The sequence below is a fragment of the Pseudomonas frederiksbergensis genome (assembly GCF_003732275.1).
Classification (GTDB): domain Bacteria; phylum Pseudomonadota; class Gammaproteobacteria; order Pseudomonadales; family Pseudomonadaceae; genus Aquipseudomonas; species Aquipseudomonas frederiksbergensis_H.
On sequence record NZ_MOBM01000038.1, the window covers coordinates 900,584 to 918,630 of the forward strand.

Annotated in this window: 17 protein-coding genes; 11 read left to right on the forward strand and 6 right to left on the reverse strand. The window is 60.9% G+C overall.

Features of this window, described 5'->3' with window-relative positions; genetic code table 11:
* The first annotated feature begins 27 nt into the window (after positions 1-27).
* Positions 28-1,191 (forward strand): nitric oxide-sensing protein NosP, encoded by a 1,164-nt coding sequence (gene nosP / locus BK662_RS23590; RefSeq protein ID WP_123359759.1) that lies wholly within the window; start codon positions 28-30, stop codon positions 1,189-1,191.
* Positions 1,160-3,754 (forward strand): hybrid sensor histidine kinase/response regulator NahK/ErcS', encoded by a 2,595-nt coding sequence (gene nahK / locus BK662_RS23595; RefSeq protein WP_123359758.1) that lies wholly within the window; start codon positions 1,160-1,162, stop codon positions 3,752-3,754. Before nosP ends, nahK begins: the two co-directional genes overlap by 32 nt.
* Before the next feature lie 127 nt (positions 3,755-3,881).
* Here nahK and BK662_RS23600 read toward each other — a convergent pair whose 3' ends face one another.
* The 6 genes from BK662_RS23600 to pedA1 form a co-directional block, all read right to left on the reverse strand.
* Positions 3,882-4,547, reverse strand: a complete 666-nt coding sequence (locus BK662_RS23600; RefSeq protein WP_008005351.1) for a response regulator transcription factor — start codon at positions 4,545-4,547, stop codon at positions 3,882-3,884.
* 6 nt (positions 4,548-4,553) lie between these two features.
* Positions 4,554-5,165, reverse strand: coding sequence for a PQQ-dependent catabolism-associated CXXCW motif protein (locus BK662_RS23605; RefSeq protein WP_123359757.1), 612 nt, complete (start codon positions 5,163-5,165; stop codon positions 4,554-4,556).
* A 398-nt stretch (positions 5,166-5,563) separates the two neighbouring features.
* Positions 5,564-6,355 (reverse strand): lanthanide ABC transporter permease protein PedC, encoded by a 792-nt coding sequence (gene pedC / locus BK662_RS23610; RefSeq protein WP_123359756.1) that lies wholly within the window; start codon positions 6,353-6,355, stop codon positions 5,564-5,566.
* Positions 6,352-7,095: a lanthanide ABC transporter ATP-binding protein PedB/LutE gene (gene pedB, locus BK662_RS23615; protein ID WP_123359755.1), complete on the reverse strand. Its 744-nt coding sequence runs from the start codon at positions 7,093-7,095 to the stop codon at positions 6,352-6,354. Before pedB ends, pedC begins: the two co-directional genes overlap by 4 nt.
* On the reverse strand, positions 7,092-8,051 hold the full coding sequence (locus BK662_RS23620; RefSeq protein ID WP_123359754.1) for a YVTN family beta-propeller repeat protein: 960 nt from the start codon (positions 8,049-8,051) through the stop codon (positions 7,092-7,094). The genes pedB and BK662_RS23620 overlap by 4 nt, the downstream gene beginning before the upstream one ends.
* Before the next feature lie 36 nt (positions 8,052-8,087).
* The gene (gene pedA1 / locus BK662_RS23625; protein WP_123359753.1) at positions 8,088-9,272 is read right to left on the reverse strand and encodes a lanthanide ABC transporter ABC transporter substrate-binding protein PedA1; all 1,185 of its coding nucleotides are present in this window, start codon (positions 9,270-9,272) and stop codon (positions 8,088-8,090) included.
* A gap of 160 nt (positions 9,273-9,432) precedes the next feature.
* Between pedA1 and BK662_RS35415 the strand changes: the two genes are divergently transcribed.
* The 9 genes from BK662_RS35415 to pqqB all read left to right on the forward strand — a co-directional run bounded on the left by BK662_RS35415 (position 9,433) and on the right by pqqB (position 17,952).
* Positions 9,433-9,561 (forward strand): hypothetical protein, encoded by a 129-nt coding sequence (locus BK662_RS35415; protein WP_256348746.1) that lies wholly within the window; start codon positions 9,433-9,435, stop codon positions 9,559-9,561.
* A gap of 103 nt (positions 9,562-9,664) precedes the next feature.
* A complete protein-coding gene (pedF, locus tag BK662_RS23630; protein ID WP_123359752.1) occupies positions 9,665-10,126 on the forward strand; it encodes a cytochrome c-550 PedF in 462 nt (153 codons plus the stop codon).
* Positions 10,127-10,129: 3 nt separating this feature from the next.
* Positions 10,130-11,005 carry a substrate-binding periplasmic protein gene (locus BK662_RS23635; protein WP_123359751.1) on the forward strand — a complete coding sequence of 292 codons (876 nt, stop codon included), beginning with the start codon at positions 10,130-10,132 and terminating at the stop codon, positions 11,003-11,005.
* Positions 11,005-11,766 carry a quinoprotein dehydrogenase-associated SoxYZ-like carrier gene (locus BK662_RS23640; RefSeq protein WP_123359750.1) on the forward strand — a complete coding sequence of 254 codons (762 nt, stop codon included), beginning with the start codon at positions 11,005-11,007 and terminating at the stop codon, positions 11,764-11,766. Before BK662_RS23635 ends, BK662_RS23640 begins: the two co-directional genes overlap by 1 nt.
* 15 nt (positions 11,767-11,781) lie before the next feature.
* Complete coding sequence (locus BK662_RS23645; protein WP_123359749.1) at positions 11,782-12,720, forward strand: quinoprotein relay system zinc metallohydrolase 1; 939 nt, start codon at positions 11,782-11,784, stop codon at positions 12,718-12,720.
* Positions 12,721-12,975: 255 nt separating this feature from the next.
* A complete protein-coding gene (locus tag BK662_RS23650; protein WP_123359748.1) occupies positions 12,976-14,751 on the forward strand; it encodes a PQQ-dependent methanol/ethanol family dehydrogenase in 1,776 nt (591 codons plus the stop codon).
* Between the two features lie 247 nt (positions 14,752-14,998).
* Positions 14,999-16,519 carry an acetaldehyde dehydrogenase ExaC gene (gene exaC, locus BK662_RS23655; protein WP_123359747.1) on the forward strand — a complete coding sequence of 507 codons (1,521 nt, stop codon included), beginning with the start codon at positions 14,999-15,001 and terminating at the stop codon, positions 16,517-16,519.
* Between the two features lie 391 nt (positions 16,520-16,910).
* Positions 16,911-16,982 carry a pyrroloquinoline quinone precursor peptide PqqA gene (gene pqqA, locus BK662_RS23670; RefSeq protein ID WP_010455123.1) on the forward strand — a complete coding sequence of 24 codons (72 nt, stop codon included), beginning with the start codon at positions 16,911-16,913 and terminating at the stop codon, positions 16,980-16,982.
* 55 nt (positions 16,983-17,037) lie between these two features.
* Positions 17,038-17,952, forward strand: a complete 915-nt coding sequence (pqqB, locus tag BK662_RS23675; RefSeq protein ID WP_123359745.1) for a pyrroloquinoline quinone biosynthesis protein PqqB — start codon at positions 17,038-17,040, stop codon at positions 17,950-17,952.
* Positions 17,953-18,047 lie beyond the last annotated feature (95 nt).

The following is an 18,047-nucleotide window of genomic DNA, read 5'->3' on the forward strand; positions in this document are numbered from 1 at the left end:
ATACAGGCGCACCGGCGAGGGGCGAGGATGGAGCAGGTTCAGAACGACGGTGTGGTCAGTGCCATGTCCCAGGCCACCGACGCCCAGCAAGCGGCTCAGGATCTGGCGCGACAACTCTTGCACCCGCATTTGGGCTTCGTGCTGTTCTTCTGCTCCGCCGAGTACGACTTGCAGGCGCTGGGGCAGGCGTTGCAACAGAGCTTCGGCGGCATTCGTCTGGTGGGCTGCACCAGTGCCGGAGAAATCACCCCCCAAGGCTATGGCCGCAGCTGCGTGACGGCGGTGGGCTTCGATCATCGGCACTTTTCCATCTCCACCGAACTGATCGACGAAATGGAACATTTCAGCCTGATCGATGCCCAGCAAATGGTCGAGCGACTGGTCAGTGGCTGTCGCAGCAACACCCTGGCGCCAATCAAGGGCAACAGCTTTGCCCTGACCCTGCTCGATGGCTTGTCCAGCCGTGAAGAAATGGTTCTCGCTGCCCTGAGTGCGGCGTTGGGCGACATTCCGCATTTTGGCGGTTCGGCCGGCGACGACAACTACCTGACCCACACCCACGTGTATTTCGGCGGCGAGTTTCACAGCGGCGCGGCGGTGGTGGTGTTGGTCAATACCTGGCTGGACTTCGAAGTCTTCACCACCCACCACATCCTGCCCAGGGCCGAGAAACTGGTGGTCACCGCTGCCGACAGCGCCTCACGCCGGGTGTTCGAACTCAACGCCGAACCGGCCGCCGAAGAGTACGCCCGGCACATCGGCGTGGCGGTGGCCGACCTCGATTACCGGATCTTTGCCGCGCACCCGTTGGCGGTGCGAATCAACGATCAGTATTACGTGCGGGCGATCCAGCAGGTTCATCCGGACCTGAGCCTGAGTTTCTACTGTGCGGTGGAAAACGGCATCGTCCTCACCGTCATGACCCCCGGCCCCATGCTGCCGAATCTGCAAAACCTGTTCGACGGTTTGCAGGAGCGTCTCGGCGACCTGTTGCTGACCATCGGCTGCGACTGTTTTCTCAGGCGTCTGGAACTGGAAGACGGCGGCCGTCTCGAGCAGATCGGCGCATTTTTGCGGGATCAGCGGGTGATGGGTTTCAACACCTACGGAGAACAGTTCAATGGCATGCACATCAACCAGACCTTCACCGGGGTTGCCATTGCCCGAGGCCGCTCCCCTGGACAGCGCTGACCTTCAGGCGCAGATCGCCAGCCTGCGGCGCGAAAACCACAAACTGCAGCGCATTAATGGCGCGCTGATCGAGCGCATCGAATCCGGCATCACCCGGGGCAACGACCCGTATGCGGCGTTCCAGCATTCGGTGGTGCTGGCCGAGCAGGTGCGTGAGCGCACCGACGCCCTGAACCAGGCCATGGCCGAACTCAAGGCCGGCAATCATTTGCTCAGCGAGGCACGACTGCGGGCCGAAACTGCCCATCAACACTTGATCGACGCCATCGAAAGCATTTCCGACGCCTTTGTATTGTTCGATGCCGAGCAGCGGATCGTGCTGTTCAACAGCCGTTTCAAGGCGTTTTGGGGCAACAGCCGGGTGCGGATCAACGCCGGCATGCGCTTGCGCGAGGTCAAACGGCTGATGACCGCGACCGGACTGTTCAGCGAAGAACCCCGCGGGCACGCCGACGAAAACCTGCTCTATCGCCTGCACAACGGGCGCTGGCTGCAAGTCAGCGAACGGCCGACTCAGGAAGGCGGGCGGGTGATCCTGTTCACTGACATTACCGACGTCAAACTCAGCGAAACCCTGCGCCGCGAACAGGCCGTGGCGCAGAAGTCGCATTTGTTGCAGCGGGCGGTCGACAACCTGTCCCAAGGGGTGGCGATGGTCAACGCCGAGGGCATTCTGGAACTGTGGAACCGGCGCTTCCTGGAACTCAGCGGTCTGGCCCCGGTGGCGGCCCATCGGCCGTTCGCCGAAGTGATTGCCGACAGCGAACTGAACCTGCTGACCCCGGCCAGTCGCGACCCGAACGGGCGGCACGTGCAGGAGTGCGAGCAGCGCCTCTACGATGGCCGGGTGCTGGAAATCCGCACCCATCCGTTGCCCACCGGCGGTTTCGTCAACACCTTCACCGACATCACCGAACGCTACCAGCACGCCGAAGCACTCAGCGAAAGCGAGCGCTGGATTCGCCTGATCACGGACCACGTGCCGGCGCTGATCGCCTACCTGAACGCCGATCTGGTCTATGAATTCACTAACAAAGTCTACGAAGAATGGTACTGCTGGCCCCGGGGCGTGATGCTCGGGCAGAGCCTGCGCGAAGTTCACAGTGAACAGCATTATCAGCGCCTGGAAGCCTACGTGGCCCGGGCCCTGACCGGCGAGAGCGTGACGTTCGAGTTTGCCGAAACCAACATCAATAATCAGGAGCGCTACATGCTGCGCTCCTACGTGCCCAATCGCCTGGCCACCGGGGAAGTGGTGGGGATTTTCGTGTTGATCCGCGACATCACCGAGCGCCGCCGCACCGCCGAAGCGCTGCATCAGGCCTATCAGAACCTTGAATTGCGGGTGCGTGAACGTACCACCGAACTGACCACCCTCAATGACCAATTGCTGCGCGAAATCGACGAGCGTCGCCGCGTGGAGTCACGCTTGCGCGAGGCCAAGCTCGAGGCCGAGCAGGCCAACCTGTCGAAGACCAAATTTCTCGCGGCGGTCAGTCACGACCTGCTGCAACCGCTGAATGCTGCGCGGTTGTTTACCAGTGCCTTGCTGGAGCGCCGGGAGCCGGTGGCCAACGAGATTCTGGTGCGCAACGTCAGCAATTCCCTGGAGGACGTGGAAAACCTGCTGGGCACCCTGGTGGATATTTCCAAACTCGATGCCGGAGTGATCAAGGCTGACATTGCGCCATTTGCCCTGAGCGAATTGCTGGAAAACCTCGCCGCCGAATACACCCAAGTGGCCCGCAGCGAAGGCCTCGAGCTGCATTTCATTCCGTGTTCGGCGCTGGTGCGCAGCGACATTCAGTTGCTCGCGCGGATCCTGCGCAACCTGCTGAGCAATGCCATTCGCTACACCTACAGCGGGCGAGTGGTGCTCGGCTGCCGGCGTCATCATCAGCGGCTGACCATCGAAGTCTGGGACAGCGGCATGGGCATTGCTGAAAACCGTCTGGAGGAGATTTTTCAGGAGTTCAAACGCGGTGACGTACAGCGTCCGGATCAGGATCGCGGCTTGGGGCTGGGTCTGGCGATTGTGGAGAAAATCGCGCGCATTCTTGGCCACCGGATTCATGTGCGTTCGTGGCCGGACAAGGGCTCGATGTTTTCCGTCGAAGTGCCGTTGAGTGCCACGGCGCCGAAGGCGTTGCCGAACCTGCTGATGAGTGAACCGATGCTCGAGCGCCTGCGCGGCGCACGGGTGTGGGTGCTGGACAACGACGCGGCCATTTGCGCGGGGATGCGCACCTTGCTCGAAGGTTGGGGTTGCCGGGTAATCACGGCGTTGTCGGAGGAGGACCTGGCGCGGCAAGTGGATAATTACCACGACGAAGCTGACCTGCTGATTGCCGACTATCACCTGGATGACGAGAAGAATGGTGTCGACGCCGTGGCCCGCATCAACGCCCGTCGCGCTTCAGCGATCCCGGCGATGATGATCACCGCCAACTACAGCAACGAACTCAAACAGCAGATCCGCGAACTGGGCCACACCCTGATGCACAAACCGGTGCGGCCGATGAAACTCAAGACGGCGATGAGTCATTTGCTGGGTCGGCCTTGAGTTTTCTGGTGTTTGTGAGGGCCTCATCGCGAGCAGGCTCGCTCCCACATTTGACCGAGTCATCTCAGATCTAATGTGGGAGCGAGCCTGCTCGCGATAGGGGCGACGCGGTCTTTCTGAAGAAGCATCAACGCCGCAAATACGACCCGAAATCAATATCCCCGGCACTCAAAATTGCCTGCACCCGATTGTGTACATTGAGTTTGCGCAATATCGCCGAGACGTGAGCCTTGACCGTGGTTTCGGCGATTTCCAGGGTGTAGGCGATCTGTTTGTTCGATTCGCCTTTGGTCATACGCTCAAGCACCAGCAACTGCTTGCGGGTCAGTGCCTGGAGCAGCTCCGGCGGGAAGCTCGGGGTGTCATTCATCCGGCGATGAGTGCCGCTTTTCTGCGTGCGGATGATGTCCGGCGGCAGGTAGACGTTGCCATTGAGAATCTGCTGGATGGCCTCGGTCATCTGCACCCGAGGCGAGGACTTGGTGATGAACCCCACCGCGCCATAGGTGATGGCTTGCAGCACGATTTGCTTGTCCTGCTCGGCCGAGACGATCACCACCGGAATGGTCGGCGCCTCGTTGCGCAGGTTGATCAGGCCATTTAGGCCGTGCATGCCAGGCATGTTCAGGTCGAGCAGGATCAGGTCCAGGTCATCGTGTTCCTGAGTCAGGGCCAGGGCACTGTCGAGGTCGGCGGTTTCCATGACCTCGCTGCCGGGGAAACCATCGCTGATGACGTTATGAATGGCTTCGCGAAACAGCGGGTGATCGTCGGCAATCAGAATTTTGTACATGGCCTTTCACCTCATTATTTTTTTTTGATCAGGGTGTGGCAACAACACGCAAGCGCTCAAGTCAGGGAAAGGGTCGGGCCGGGCCGGCGTCACGGGCAGATTCGCCGCCTGCCACGCATCCAGTCCGTCGCGGTACCAATACAGTGTCTTATAGCCCATGGAAGCGGCGCGTTTTACCGCGTTCCAGCTCAACCAGCAATCGGAACGGCAGTAAAAGACCAACGGTCGCGTCAGGTCACCCGCCGTCAATTGCTGCAGGTGGTGCGCGAAATATTGCTGCCACGGGGGCGTCAGGTCGCCGTCACCGGTATTGGCCAGCCAATGGCTGCCGGGCAGGTTTTCGTGGGCCTCGTCTTCGATGAAACGGTCTTGCAACCATTGCCGGCGGTAGACATCGATCAGCAGCGGTTGGGGCGTGTGCTTGAGCAGGTTTTGCAGGGCGGGGGTGTCGATGATGTTCGCACCCTGGAGCTGAGTCGGGGTCGGGCTGCGGTACAGACCGATGCGATAACCTTCGGCGGAGAACAGCGCAGTTTCAGCCTGCGCCACGCCCAGCAACAGGCTCAGCGACAGCGCGGCGAGAGAAGGGCACAGCAGAACACGTCGTGCACGCGGCATGGAGGTTCAGTCCTTATAGTTATGAACCCATTACATGCCAGTAGCGGTGCGTTGTGAATGCGACGATAGACAGGTAAACCAGTACTAAAGTAGTAATTTTGCCCGGATTGCCGGGTGCTTTCCTTGTGAACACAAATATGTGAACACCTCAGATCAACTGTGGGAGCGAGCCTGCTCGCGATGAGGCCATCACATCCAGCATTGATGTCGACTGACACACCGCAATCGCGAGCAGGCTCGCTCCCACACTGAATGGTGTGTGAACACAAAATATGTGAACACCTCAGATCAACTGTGGGAGCGAGCCTGCTCGCGATGAGGCCATCACATTCAGTATTGATGTCGACTGATACACCGCCATCGCGAGCAAGCCCGCTCCCACACGGGGAATCGTGTTGTCAGTTGGTTTTGCGCAAGGCCGCGTGCTGCGGGTTGAAGGTGAGCACGGCCAGCAGGGCAAACACCAGCGTCAGCCCTACGCACACCGCCAGCGCGACCGGGTTGAAGCGTTCATACAGCGCAAACCGCACCAGTTCCACCGCATGGGTGAACGGGTTCAAGGCACACAACCAATACAACCACTCGCTGGATTCGCGCATTTTCCACAGCGGATACAGCGCCGACGACAGGAAAAACAGCGGGAAGATTACGAAGTTCATCACCCCGGCAAAGTTCTCCAGTTGGCGGATGGCGTTGGACAGCAACAGCCCCAGCGCGCTAAGCATCAACGCGACCAGAAGCAACGCCGGCAACGCCAGCAACAAACCCGTGGCCGGCGGTCGCACGCCGTACAGCCAGGCAATCGCCAGAAAGGCATACACCTGCAACAGCGAAATCAGCGATGTCGCCAGCAATTTGCTGCACAGCAGGAAGGTCCGGGGCAGGGGGCTGGTCAGCAGCACGCGCATGCTGCCCATCTCCCGGTCGTAGACCATCGACAGCGAACCTTGCATGCCGTTGAACAGCAGGATCATGCAGGCCAGGCCCGGGATGATGTAAACCTCATAGGGAATGTAGGTGTCATAGGGCTCGATGATGGCGATGCCGAGTGCCGCGCGAAAACCGGCGGCGAACACCAGCAGCCACAACAACGGCCGCACCAACGCACTGAGAAACCGCGTGCGCTGCAACACAAAGCGTAGCCATTCACGCAGTACGATACCGCTGAAGCATTGCCAGTAAACATTCATCTGACGACTGCTCCTGAAGGGGCCGAGGTGGTCAGTCGCGCGAAGGCCGAACCGAGGTCACCGCCATGTTCCAGGCTCAACGCATCAGCCTGTCCGCTGGCCACCAAACGGCCTTGATGCAGGATCAGCAAGTTGTCGCTGGGCTGCACTTCATCCAGCAAATGAGTGGTCCAGAGCACACTGATGTTGTGCTCGCGGCACAGACTGCGGATGTGTTGGTTGAGCGCCAGACGACTGGCCGGATCGAGGCCGACACTGGCCTCATCAAGCAGCAGCAAGCTTGGCTCATGCAGCAACGCGCGGGCGATTTCCACCCGCCGGCGATGGCCGCCATTGAGTTCGCGTACCCGTTCGCCACGGCGTTCGGTCAAGGCCTGACGTGCCAGTTCGGCGTCGACCCGAAGTCCGGTCTGGCGTCGGGACAGGCCATGCAGCGCGGCGTGATAACGCAGGTTCTGCTCGACGCTGAGGTCTAGATCCAAGGTGCTTTGCTGAAATACCACACCCAACTGCTTGAGCGCCGGACGTGCCGAGGTGCGCAAGGAACAGCCGCCGACCCGAATATCACCGCGCTGTACATCATAAAGACGGGTGAGCAGGGCGATCAGTGTCGACTTGCCCGCGCCGTTCGGTCCCAGCAGCGCGGCAAAACGCCCGGATGCCAGGTTGAAACTCACCTGACGCAAGGCCTCGCGCTGGCCGTAAGCGAAACTCAGGTCGCTGACTTCAAGGGCGTTCATGGCGTCACCACCACGCCCCACGGATAGCGCCCGACCTTCACCGATTTGGTCACCTTGAGGCTGTCGACATCGATCACCGATACGTCGCCACTGACGCCATTGGTGGCCAGTAATTGCCGTTGATCCGGGGTGAACGACATCTGCCAGACCCGTCGGCCCACCAGCAGGTAATCAAGGATCTCGAAGGTCTTGGCGTCGATCACCGCCACATGGTTGGCCGGGCCGAGGGCGACGAAACCGTATTTGCCGTCGGCGCTGAGTTTGATCCCCACCGGCTGAACCTTGTCCGGGTGTACGCCTTTGATCTGGAAGGTCAGGGTCTTGAGGATCTTGCGGCTGGCGACGTCGAGAATCGTCACCGTGCCGCCGATTTCCGCCGAGGCCCAGAGCTGCGAGCCATCGGGATTGAATTCGACAAAACGCGGCCGCTGATCGACCAGGGTGTTGTCGGCCAGGTTCTGGGTGCTGGTGTCGATCCAGTGCAGCATGTTGGTGGTTTCACTGGTGTTCACCGCCCACTTGCCGTCGGGGCTGACGGCCATGCCTTCGGGCTCGACGCCGACGTTGATCTGCCCGAGCACTTTGGAAGTTTCGGTGTCGATCACTGTCACCAGTGCATCGTCCTCGTTGGAGACATACAGCCAGCGATTATTAGGGTGCAGGGCGAATTGCTCGGGGTCTTTGCCCGAAGGCAGTTCCTTGATGATCTTGCGCGTGGCGACGTCCATCACCTGGACCCGGTCCGAATCGCTGGCGCAGATGTACAGCAGCTTATTGTCGTGGGACAGCAACAGGCCGCGCGGGCGCTGGCCGACGGGCAGGGTGTCGGTGACTTTCAGGGTCTGCATGTCGATCAGGCTCAGGCTGTTGTCCTTTTCGTTGGAGACCCAGGCGGTGCTGGCAGCGGCGTGCCCGGCGGCGAGCAGCAGGGCGCAGGAAAGCAGGGTGCGGCGCATGGCAGATTCCTTATTGTTGTTGTCGTGAAAAAAGGATCAGAGAAAGCGGCAGCTGACCTCGGCTTTGTCGTAACCCAGGCTGTCCATTTCGTTGACGGGGTGCAGGAAACCGTCTTGCGGCGAGGTGCTGACCAGTGCCCGGGGTTGCACGATGGGGATCGGCTGGCGCAACTGACCGTTCCATGGCCGATAACTGAGCTTGCGACCCTTGAAGCCGTCCAGAGGCAATTGATCGCTGATTGCAAGCGTACGGATCGCCATGGCATCGGCCTGACGCAGTTTGCCCACCGCACTGGCGATGCTGCGTACGGCCATCCACGCGGCGAAATCCCGGTCGTTCATCCAGCGTCCGGTCAGGGCTTCGAAGCGCTTCTGCAACTGCGCGGCGCCGTAGGTTTCTACGGTCTTGTGCCAGCCCACCGGGGTCAGGCCCTGAGTGCCGGCGACCGGCCGTGGATACCAGGTCTGGTAGGGCACGTACTCGCCGAAGTCGCCGCGTTCATCGGCCACCAGCACCACGTCGTACTCGGCGGTCTGGGTGAACAGTGGCATGTCGGCCTGGGCGCTGCGGCGCTGGTCGTTATCGAAGCTCCAGGCTTTCTCCGCTATCAGTTGCAGGCCGAAGCGTTTGGCCGCCCGACGCAGGGCGGCGGCATAGGCTTGATCGTCCGCGGTCGGGCCGACAATCAGCAGCGCCCGTTGCCATTTACGCAGCACCAGAAATTGCGCCAACGCATCGGCCAGCATCGCGCGGCTTGGCAGGCTGTGCAGCACGTTTGGCAGACAATCGGTGCTGCGCAGACTGTCATCGGGGCTGCCGGCATTGAACAGCAAGCTGTCGGGTAGCACGGCGCTGAGTCTGCGCAGGGTTTCCACCGGTGCATTCACCACAAACAGGCGCAGGCCTTGTTCGTGTTGGGCTTTGGCTGCTTCGATCAGCGCATCCGGAGTGTCGACGCTGGCGCTGACCAGGCTGTAGCTGTGATTGAGAAAGCGCCCGGTACTGTTGCTGTCGGTGATCGCCAGTTCGGCGCCCCGCAGGCCGGCATCGGTCGGTTCGGGAATGACGTTCGACAGCAACGGGCCGGGGTCGGGGCGATAGCCCAGGTAGCCGATTTGCACCTGCAACGGCGCATCCGCCGCCTGAACCTGGGTCGCCACCCCGGCGGCGCAGGCTATCGCCAGCAAGTAGATCAAGGCATAAGGGGCGAGCTGGCGCATAAAGGCACTCCATCACAGGTAGCGTCAGCATAGGAACCCAGGACGGGCGGGGAAATATGCAGAAAGTACCGATGAGCCAGTACCAAGGTCGTAACTCACCCAGGGCGGCGCGGTTTTAGCATGGGCTACAACGGCCATCACTCAAGGGGGGAGATTGACCATGCGAATTCTCAAAGCACTGCTCCTGCCGTTTTTGCTGATCCTGACCCTGATCGGCATCGACAAGCTTCACGGCGCCCGACCCGTATTGGTTGGTCCTGCGCCACAAGCCCTACTACCAAGGGAGTAGGCCGCGGCCACCAAAGCAGCATGGGGTTGGCGCAAAGCCGTTCCTAAGATGGGTGCCATAGCCTCTTCAAAGAGGTTTTGCGTGCAATCTTGAGGGCAGAACAATGACAACAAAACGCAACGCCTTGCTCATTGCCGGACTGCTGGCCGGTTTTATCAGCGCAGGTTCCGTCTGGGCTCACGGCAACGTGGTACCCCAGGCCGTCGAAACCAAGGGACTGACCCCGATCAAGGATGCCGGTGTGCAGGTCGATGCCGATGGTTGGGCGGCGGCGAACCCTTACCGTTCCTCCCCGGAACACGATAAAGCCTTGGAAATCGGCTCTTCGGCCTACAACCAGAACTGCGCGGCCTGTCATGGCCTGGAAGCCAAGTCCGGCGGCATCGCCCCTGACTTGCGCATGCTCGACGTCGGCGAGGCCGGTGATGAGTGGTTCGTCGAACGCGTGCGCCATGGCGCCGTGCGTGACGGCCGGGTGTACATGCCGAAGATGGCCGACTACCTGAGTCAGGAAGCCTTGTGGGCGGTGCGCACCTACCTGGACAGCGTGCATGTCGAGGAGTGACCCATGCGTTTGCTCGCGGTGTTGATCAGCGCTGTGTGGCTGTGTTGCCAGACAGCGCAGGCGCAGGTCCGTACCTATGACGAAATGATCGCCGCCGCCGAGCTGAAAGTCGCGGTGTACAAGGACTTCGCGCCCTACAGCTTTGAAGACGCTGGCGAGGCTCGCGGGGTCGATGTCGAGCTTGCCCAGGCACTGGCCAAGGCCATGGGGGTGCGCCTGAAACTGATCTGGGCACCCGCCGGGGAAAAGCTCGACGACGACCTGCGCGATTACATCTGGCGGGCCAGTCAGTTGCACAATCAGCAACTGGCCGACCTGATGATGCGCGTGCCCTACGATCGCGATTACTCACAGAAACGCAATGAACTGGGTGAACTGGAAAACGGCCATGTGGTGATGTTCGGGCCGTACCAGACCGAACAATGGCAAGTGGCTTATGACCGTCGTCGTCTGGACTCGGTGGCGAGTGTCGCGGTGTTCCAGCAACACCCGATCGGCGTCGAGGTCGACAGCGTGCCGTCGTTTTACCTGACCTCGGTGTTCAACGGCATGCTCGCCGCCAAGACCCACCATTATCCAGGCGTATCTCAGGCGTTTGCCGCGATGAAGGCTGGTGAAGTCGACGCGGTAATGGCCATGCGCGGCGAGATCGACTGGCAAGTCCATCAGGCTGCCGACCCGCAAGTGGCGCTGGCGGAAAACGCCTACCCGAACATGGGCAAACAGCTCTGGGAGATCGGCATGGCGGTGCATGAAAGCAATCGGCAACTGGCCTACGCCGTGGAAGAGGCGCTGGAAGGGTTGATTCGCGAGGGCTCGGTGAAAGCCATTTATGCCCGTTACGGCCTGCGGTATGACGTGCCCGAGATGTATCAATAGTGAACTGGCGCGCGAGTTGTCTGTTGGCCTGCTGGTTACCCTTGGCCGCGAACGCGGTGGACGTCGAACCGGGTAAAGACCCGGTGCCGTCGGTGATGTGGGCGTTCTATCACAAGCAGATGCTCGGCGACGCACCGTTCGTGTTCGACGAGCGGGTCAAGTTGCTCGCGCCGCCATTTGCCGAAGACGCCCGACAAGTTCCGCTGGAAATTGACGCCCGGGCGTTCAAGGGTGAAGTGGTGCGAATCCTCGCCTGGGCCGAACTCAATCCGCTGCCGAAAATCGTCGACTTCGAACCCTTGCCCGGTGTGCTGCCGTGGCTGTCGATCCGCATCCGCGTTGAACAGGCCACGCCATTACGTGCGGCGGTACTGACCCGCGACGGACTGTGGCATGTCGGCTCGACCCTGATCGATGCGGCAGGCGGCGGCTGCACGGCACCGAGCGTGGTGCGCACCCAGCCGGGTTGGGAAGAACACATCGGCGAAGTGCTGGGTGGTCGCTATCCCCGTGGTGAATTCAGTCGCGTGCGTTTGCAGGTGGCGCATCCGATGGACAACGGCATGGTCAGCGGCATCCCGGAATTTTTCATCAACCAGGCCGAACTGCGCGATCAAAACGATCAGCTGCTGGCACGTCTGGCGTTGTTCCCGGCGGTCAGTGAAAACCCCAACCTGGCCTTCGACATCGAAGGAGCAGGGCAGACGCGCCTGGTGTTGCGCGACAACAGCGGCAATCAATTCGATGCGGCCATTCCCTGACCCAAGGAGCGAGTGATGCGCTGGATGCTGCTGTTGTTCATCAGTCTGAGCCTGCCGACCCTGGCCGATCCCGACTACGCACTCAAGCCCCGACAGATCGCCGAAGACACCTGGTTGCTGGAAGGCAGCACCGACAACTTCGCCAAGAGCAACGGCGGCAACATCGTCAACACCGCGTTCATCGTCACCGAGGAGGGCGTGGTGGTAATCGATACCGGACCGTCGAAACGCTATGGCGAAGCCCTGCGCAAAGCGATTGCGATGACCACCGATAAACCGGTGACCCAGGTGCTGCTGACCCATCACCATCCCGACCATGTGTTGGGTAATCAGGCTTTCACCGACGTGCCGATCGGCGCTTTGGCCGGTACCACCGAGTTGTTGCATCAACAGGGTGATGTCATGGCCGAGAACATGTATCGGCTGGTGGGCGACTGGATGCGCGGCACTGAGGTGGTATTGCCGACGCAGGCGCTGATGCCAGGTGTGAAAAGTTTTGGGAATCACGATTTGCGCCTACTGAGTCTGGGTGGGCACACCGGCGCGGATCTGGCTATTCTCGACCAGAAAACCGGCGTGCTGTTTGCCGGGGACCTGGTGTTTTATCAACGCGCCCTGACCACGCCGAACAGCCCGGGGCTGTCGGTGTGGCTGGCGGACATCGCGACCCTGCAGGGTTTGCCGTGGACATTGATTGTCCCTGGCCATGGGCCGGTGGCCACGGACACAAAACCGTTCGAGCAGATGCGCGATTACCTGACCTGGCTGGACCAGCTGATGCGCGATGGCGCCGCTCATGGCAGCGACATGGCCGAGATGATCCGCAGCCCCATTCCCGAACGTTTCGCCGGGATCAGCCTGAGCCGCTATGAACTGATTCGCAGCGTCAGCCATTTGTACCCGCGTTACGAACGGGGGCAGATGAGGCGGGTAGATTCCGGCATGCGCAAATGACGCTTTTTGTGGGAGCGAGCCTGCTCGCGATGGCGGTGTGTCAGGCGTCATCAATGTTGAATGTTCTGGCCTCATCGCGAGCAGGCTCGCTCCCACAGGGGCCGATGTCGATCACAAAATCCGCGACCGACCCGGTACTAAGGAACTAGCAATCTCCGCATTGCGGGCAATTGTTGCAAGGGCGGCGGCGCCCAAGAATCTGCACCAGACCGGGAAAATTTCCCGGGTATAACAAAAACCGCAGAGGTAGCCGTCATGACCCAACCCGCACGTCGCCAACCCTTCGCCTTGAGCGTGCTGCTCAGTGCCATGCTGTTGTCCGGCCAGGCATTGGCCGCAGTCTCCGATCAAGACATCCTCCAGGACCCGAAGAACCCGGAGCAGGTCGTCACCAACGGCCTGGGCGTCCAGGGTCAGCGCTACAGCCCGCTGGACACCCTCAATGTCGACAACGTGAAGGACCTGCGCCCGGTCTGGGCCTTTTCGTTCGGCGGGGAAAAACAGCGCGGTCAGCAGGCGCAGCCGATGATCAAGGACGGCGTGATGTACATGACCGGCTCCTACTCGCGGGTATTCGCGGTGGATGCGCGCACCGGTCGCAAGCTCTGGCAATACGACGCGCGCCTGCCCGATGACATCCGCCCGTGCTGCGACGTGATCAACCGTGGTGTTGCGCTGTATGGCGATCTGGTGATTTTCGGCACCCTCGACGCCAAGCTCGTGGCCCTGAACAAGGACACCGGCAAGGTTGTCTGGAGCAAGAAAGTTGCCGACCACAAGGAAGGCTATTCCATCAGCGCCGCGCCGTTGGTGATCAACGGCAAACTGATCACCGGTGTGGCCGGTGGCGAGTTCGGGGTGGTGGGCAAAATCGAAGCCTATGATCCGAAAAACGGCGACCTGCTGTGGACTCGTCCCACCGTCGAAGGCCACATGGGCTATGTCTACAAGGACGGCAAAGCGGTAGAGAACGGCATCTCCGGCGGCGAAGCGGGCAAGACCTGGCCGGGCGATCTGTGGAAAACCGGCGGCGCGGCCCCTTGGCTGGGTGGCTACTACGACCCGGAAACCAATCTGCTGCTGTTCGGCACCGGCAACCCGGCACCGTGGAACTCGCACCTGCGTCCGGGCGACAACCTTTACTCGTCCTCGCGTCTGGCGCTGAACCCGGACGACGGCACCATCAAATGGCACTTCCAGAGCACCCCCCACGACGGTTGGGACTATGACGGCGTGAACGAGTTGGTGTCGTTCAACTACAACGAAGGCGGCAAAGAAATCAAAGCCGCGGCCACGGCGGACCGTAACGGTTTCTTCTACGTGCTCGATCGCACCAACGGCAAATTCATCCGTGGCTTCCCGTTCGTGGACAAGATCACCTGGGCCAGCGGCCTGGATAAGAACGGCCGGCCGATCTACAACGAAGCCAGCCGTCCGGGTGCGCCGGGCTCCGAGGCCAAAGGCAGTTCGGTGTTCGTCGCGCCAGCGTTCCTCGGCGCGAAAAACTGGATGCCGATGGCCTACAACCGCGACACCGGCCTGTTCTATGTGCCGTCCAACGAATGGGGCATGGACATCTGGAACGAAGGCATCGCCTACAAGAAAGGCGCGGCGTTCCTTGGCGCCGGTTTCACCATCAAGCCGCTCAATGAAGACTACATCGGTGTGCTGCGCGCCATCGACCCGAAAACCGGCAAGGAAGTCTGGCGCCACAAGAACTTCGCGCCGCTGTGGGGCGGAGTGCTGACCACCAAGGGCAATCTGGTGTTCACCGGTACGCCGGAAGGTTTCCTGCAGGCATTCAATGCCAAGACTGGCGAGAAAGTCTGGGAATTCCAGACCGGTTCCGGCGTGCTCGGCTCGCCCATCACCTGGGAAATGGACGGCGAACAATATGTCTCGGTGCTCTCCGGCTGGGGCGGCGCGGTACCGCTGTGGGGCGGAGAAGTGGCCAAGCGCATCAAGGACTTCAACCAGGGCGGCATGCTCTGGACGTTCAAGCTGCCTAAAGATCTGGTGGCGAAGCATTAACTCAAAATCCACCGCATAACCCTGTGGGAGCGAGCCTGCTCGCGATAGCGGTCTGACAGTTAACATCATTGTTGAATGTACTGGCCCCATCGCGAGCAGGCTCGCTCCCACATTAGTTTGTGTGAAACCTACTACCAAATAACGAGAATCCCCCTGCCAACGGCGCATTCGTCTGGCAGGCGGGGCTCTCTACTATCGGTTCATCGCCTGTTGGCTCGACAGGCATCGACCCAGACAGAGGCCCACCATGATCTACGCACAACCTGGAACACCCGGCGCCGTCGTTTCCTTCAAACCGCGCTACGGCAATTTCATCGGCGGCGAATTCGTTGCCCCAATCAACGGCGAGTACTTCACCAACACCTCACCGGTCACCGGTGAAGTGATCGCCGAATTCCCACGCTCCAGCGCCGCCGACATCGAAAAAGCCCTTGACGCCGCCCATGCCGCCGCCGATGCCTGGGGTAAAACCTCGGCGCAGGATCGCTCGCTGGTGCTGCTGAAAATCGCCGACCGCATCGAGCAGAACCTGGAAATTCTCGCCGTCACCGAAACCTGGGACAACGGCAAGGCCGTGCGCGAAACCCTCAACGCCGACGTGCCGCTGGCCGCCGACCACTTCCGTTATTTCGCCGGTTGCATCCGCGCTCAGGAAGGCGGCGCCGCCGAGATCAACGAACTGACCACCGCCTATCATTTCCACGAACCGTTGGGCGTAGTCGGGCAGATCATTCCGTGGAACTTCCCGCTGCTGATGGCCGCGTGGAAACTCGCCCCGGCCCTGGCTGCCGGCAACTGCATCGTGCTCAAACCTGCCGAACAAACGCCACTGTCGATCATGGTGTTCGCTGAGCTGATCGCCGACTTGCTGCCAGCCGGCGTGCTGAATATCGTCCAGGGTTTCGGTCGCGAAGCCGGTGAGGCGCTGGCCACCAGCAAGCGCATCGCCAAAATTGCCTTCACCGGTTCCACCCCGGTCGGCGCGCACATCATGCATTGCGCGGCCGAGAACATTATTCCAAGCACCGTTGAACTGGGCGGCAAATCGCCGAACATTTTCTTCGAAGACATCATGAACGCCGAGCCGCAGTTCATCGAGAAAGCCGCCGAAGGCCTGGTACTGGCGTTTTTCAACCAGGGCGAAGTCTGCACCTGTCCGTCCCGGGCGCTGGTGCAGGAATCGATCTACGAGCCGTTCATGGCCGAGGTGATGAAGAAGATCGTCAAGATCAAGCGCGGCAATCCGCTGGACACCGAAACGATGGTCGGCGCCCAGGCGTCCGAGCAGCAGTACGACAAGATTCTCTCGTACCTGAAAATCGCTCAGGAGGAGGGCGCCGAACTGCTCACCGGCGGCGCGGCCGAGCGTCTTGAGGGCGACTTGTCGAGCGGCTATTACATCCAGCCGACCCTGCTCAAGGGCCACAACAAAATGCGTGTATTCCAGGAAGAAATCTTCGGCCCGGTGGTGGGTATCACCACCTTCAAGGACGAAGCCGAAGCCCTGGCGATTGCCAACGACAGCGAGTTCGGCCTCGGCGCCGGCCTGTGGACCCGCGACATCAACCGCGCCTACCGCATGGGCCGGGCGATCAAGGCCGGGCGCGTCTGGACCAACTGCTACCACCTGTACCCGGCCCACGCCGCGTTCGGTGGCTACAAAAAGTCCGGTGTTGGCCGTGAGAACCACAAGATGATGCTCGACCATTACCAGCAGACTAAAAACCTGCTGGTGAGCTACGACATCAATCCGCTGGGGTTCTTCTAACCCGCAAGAACACCATTGAAACCTGTGGGAGCGGGCTTGCCCGCGATAGTGAACTGTCAGTCAACGAATGTGTTGAATGTGATGGCGCCATCGCGGGCAAGCCCGCTGCCACAGTGGATTTGTGTCTGTCAGTCATTGCCGGGTAACGCAGTTCAAAGGTGGGAGCGAGCCTGCTCGCGATGACGCCAGCACATTCAGCATCAAGGTTGACTGACATCCCGCCATCGCGAGCAGGCTCGCTCCCACATTGGTTTTGTGTGTTTCCAGGACCTGCGCAACACCCCCTACCAACGCACCCCACAACCTCCTTCGAAAGTAGCATTCGGTCATCCCATCCCCCGTGCATTAATGGTCTTACCGGAATTGCCCGGCACAAGAAGAGGATTGACCCATGTGGAATAAACCCGCGTTTACCGATCTGCGCATTGGCTTCGAAGTGACGATGTATTTCGCCAACCGTTGATTTGATCGCCCGGTCAGCCGTCGCGTTGGCCGGGCCTGCCTTCTGGAGCCATCCCATGCACATCCGCGTTCTCGGTTCCGCCGCTGGCGGCGGTTTTCCGCAATGGAACTGCAACTGCCGTCAATGCGCCGCCATGCGCAACGGCAACCTGCGCGCGCAACGCCGCACGCAGTCGTCCATTGCCCTGAGCGACGACGGTGTGGAGTGGGTGCTCTGCAATGCTTCACCGGACATTCGCGCGCAACTCGAAAGCTTCCCGGCGATGCAACCGGCCCGACGCTTGCGTGACACGGCGATTGCCGGTGTCGTCCTGCTGGACAGTCAGATCGACCATTGCACCGGGCTGTTGAGCCTGCGCGAAGGTTGCCCGCATTCGGTCTGGTGCACCGAGCGGGTTCACGAAGACCTGAGCAGCGGCTTTCCCTTGTTCGCCATGCTCAAACACTGGAACGGTGGCTTGCAGTGGCAACCCATCGGGCTGGACCGCGAGCCGTTCAGTATCGCTGCCTGCCCACACCTGCAATTTCGCGCGATTCCGTTGGTCAGCAATGCACCGCCGTATTCTCCCAACCGTGGCAACCCGCAACCGGGCGACACCATCGGCCTGTTCATCGAAGACCTGCGCAGCGGTGCATCGGTTTTCTATGCGCCGGGGCTGGGGCAGGTCGACGCCGAGGTGTTGAGCTGGATGCAGCGCGCCGACTGCCTGCTGCTGGACGGCACGCTGTGGCGCGACGATGAAATGCGCGCGTGCGAAGTCGGCCAGAGCCTGGGCAGCGAAATGGGCCACCTGCCGCAAAGCGGCCCCGGCGGCATGCTCGACGTGCTGGAGGGCTTCAATCGCCAGCGCAAGGTGCTGATCCACATCAACAACACCAACCCGATCCTCGATGAAGACTCGGCCGAGCGTGCCTTGCTGGAGCGGCGTGGGATTGAAGTGGCTTATGACGGCATGGACATTGTGTTGTAGCTGATGGCCCCATCGCGAGCAGGCTCGCTCCCACAGGAGTCCGGGTCGTATCCAATTTTCTGTGCAAAGCAGGTCCATTGTGGGAGCGAGCCTGC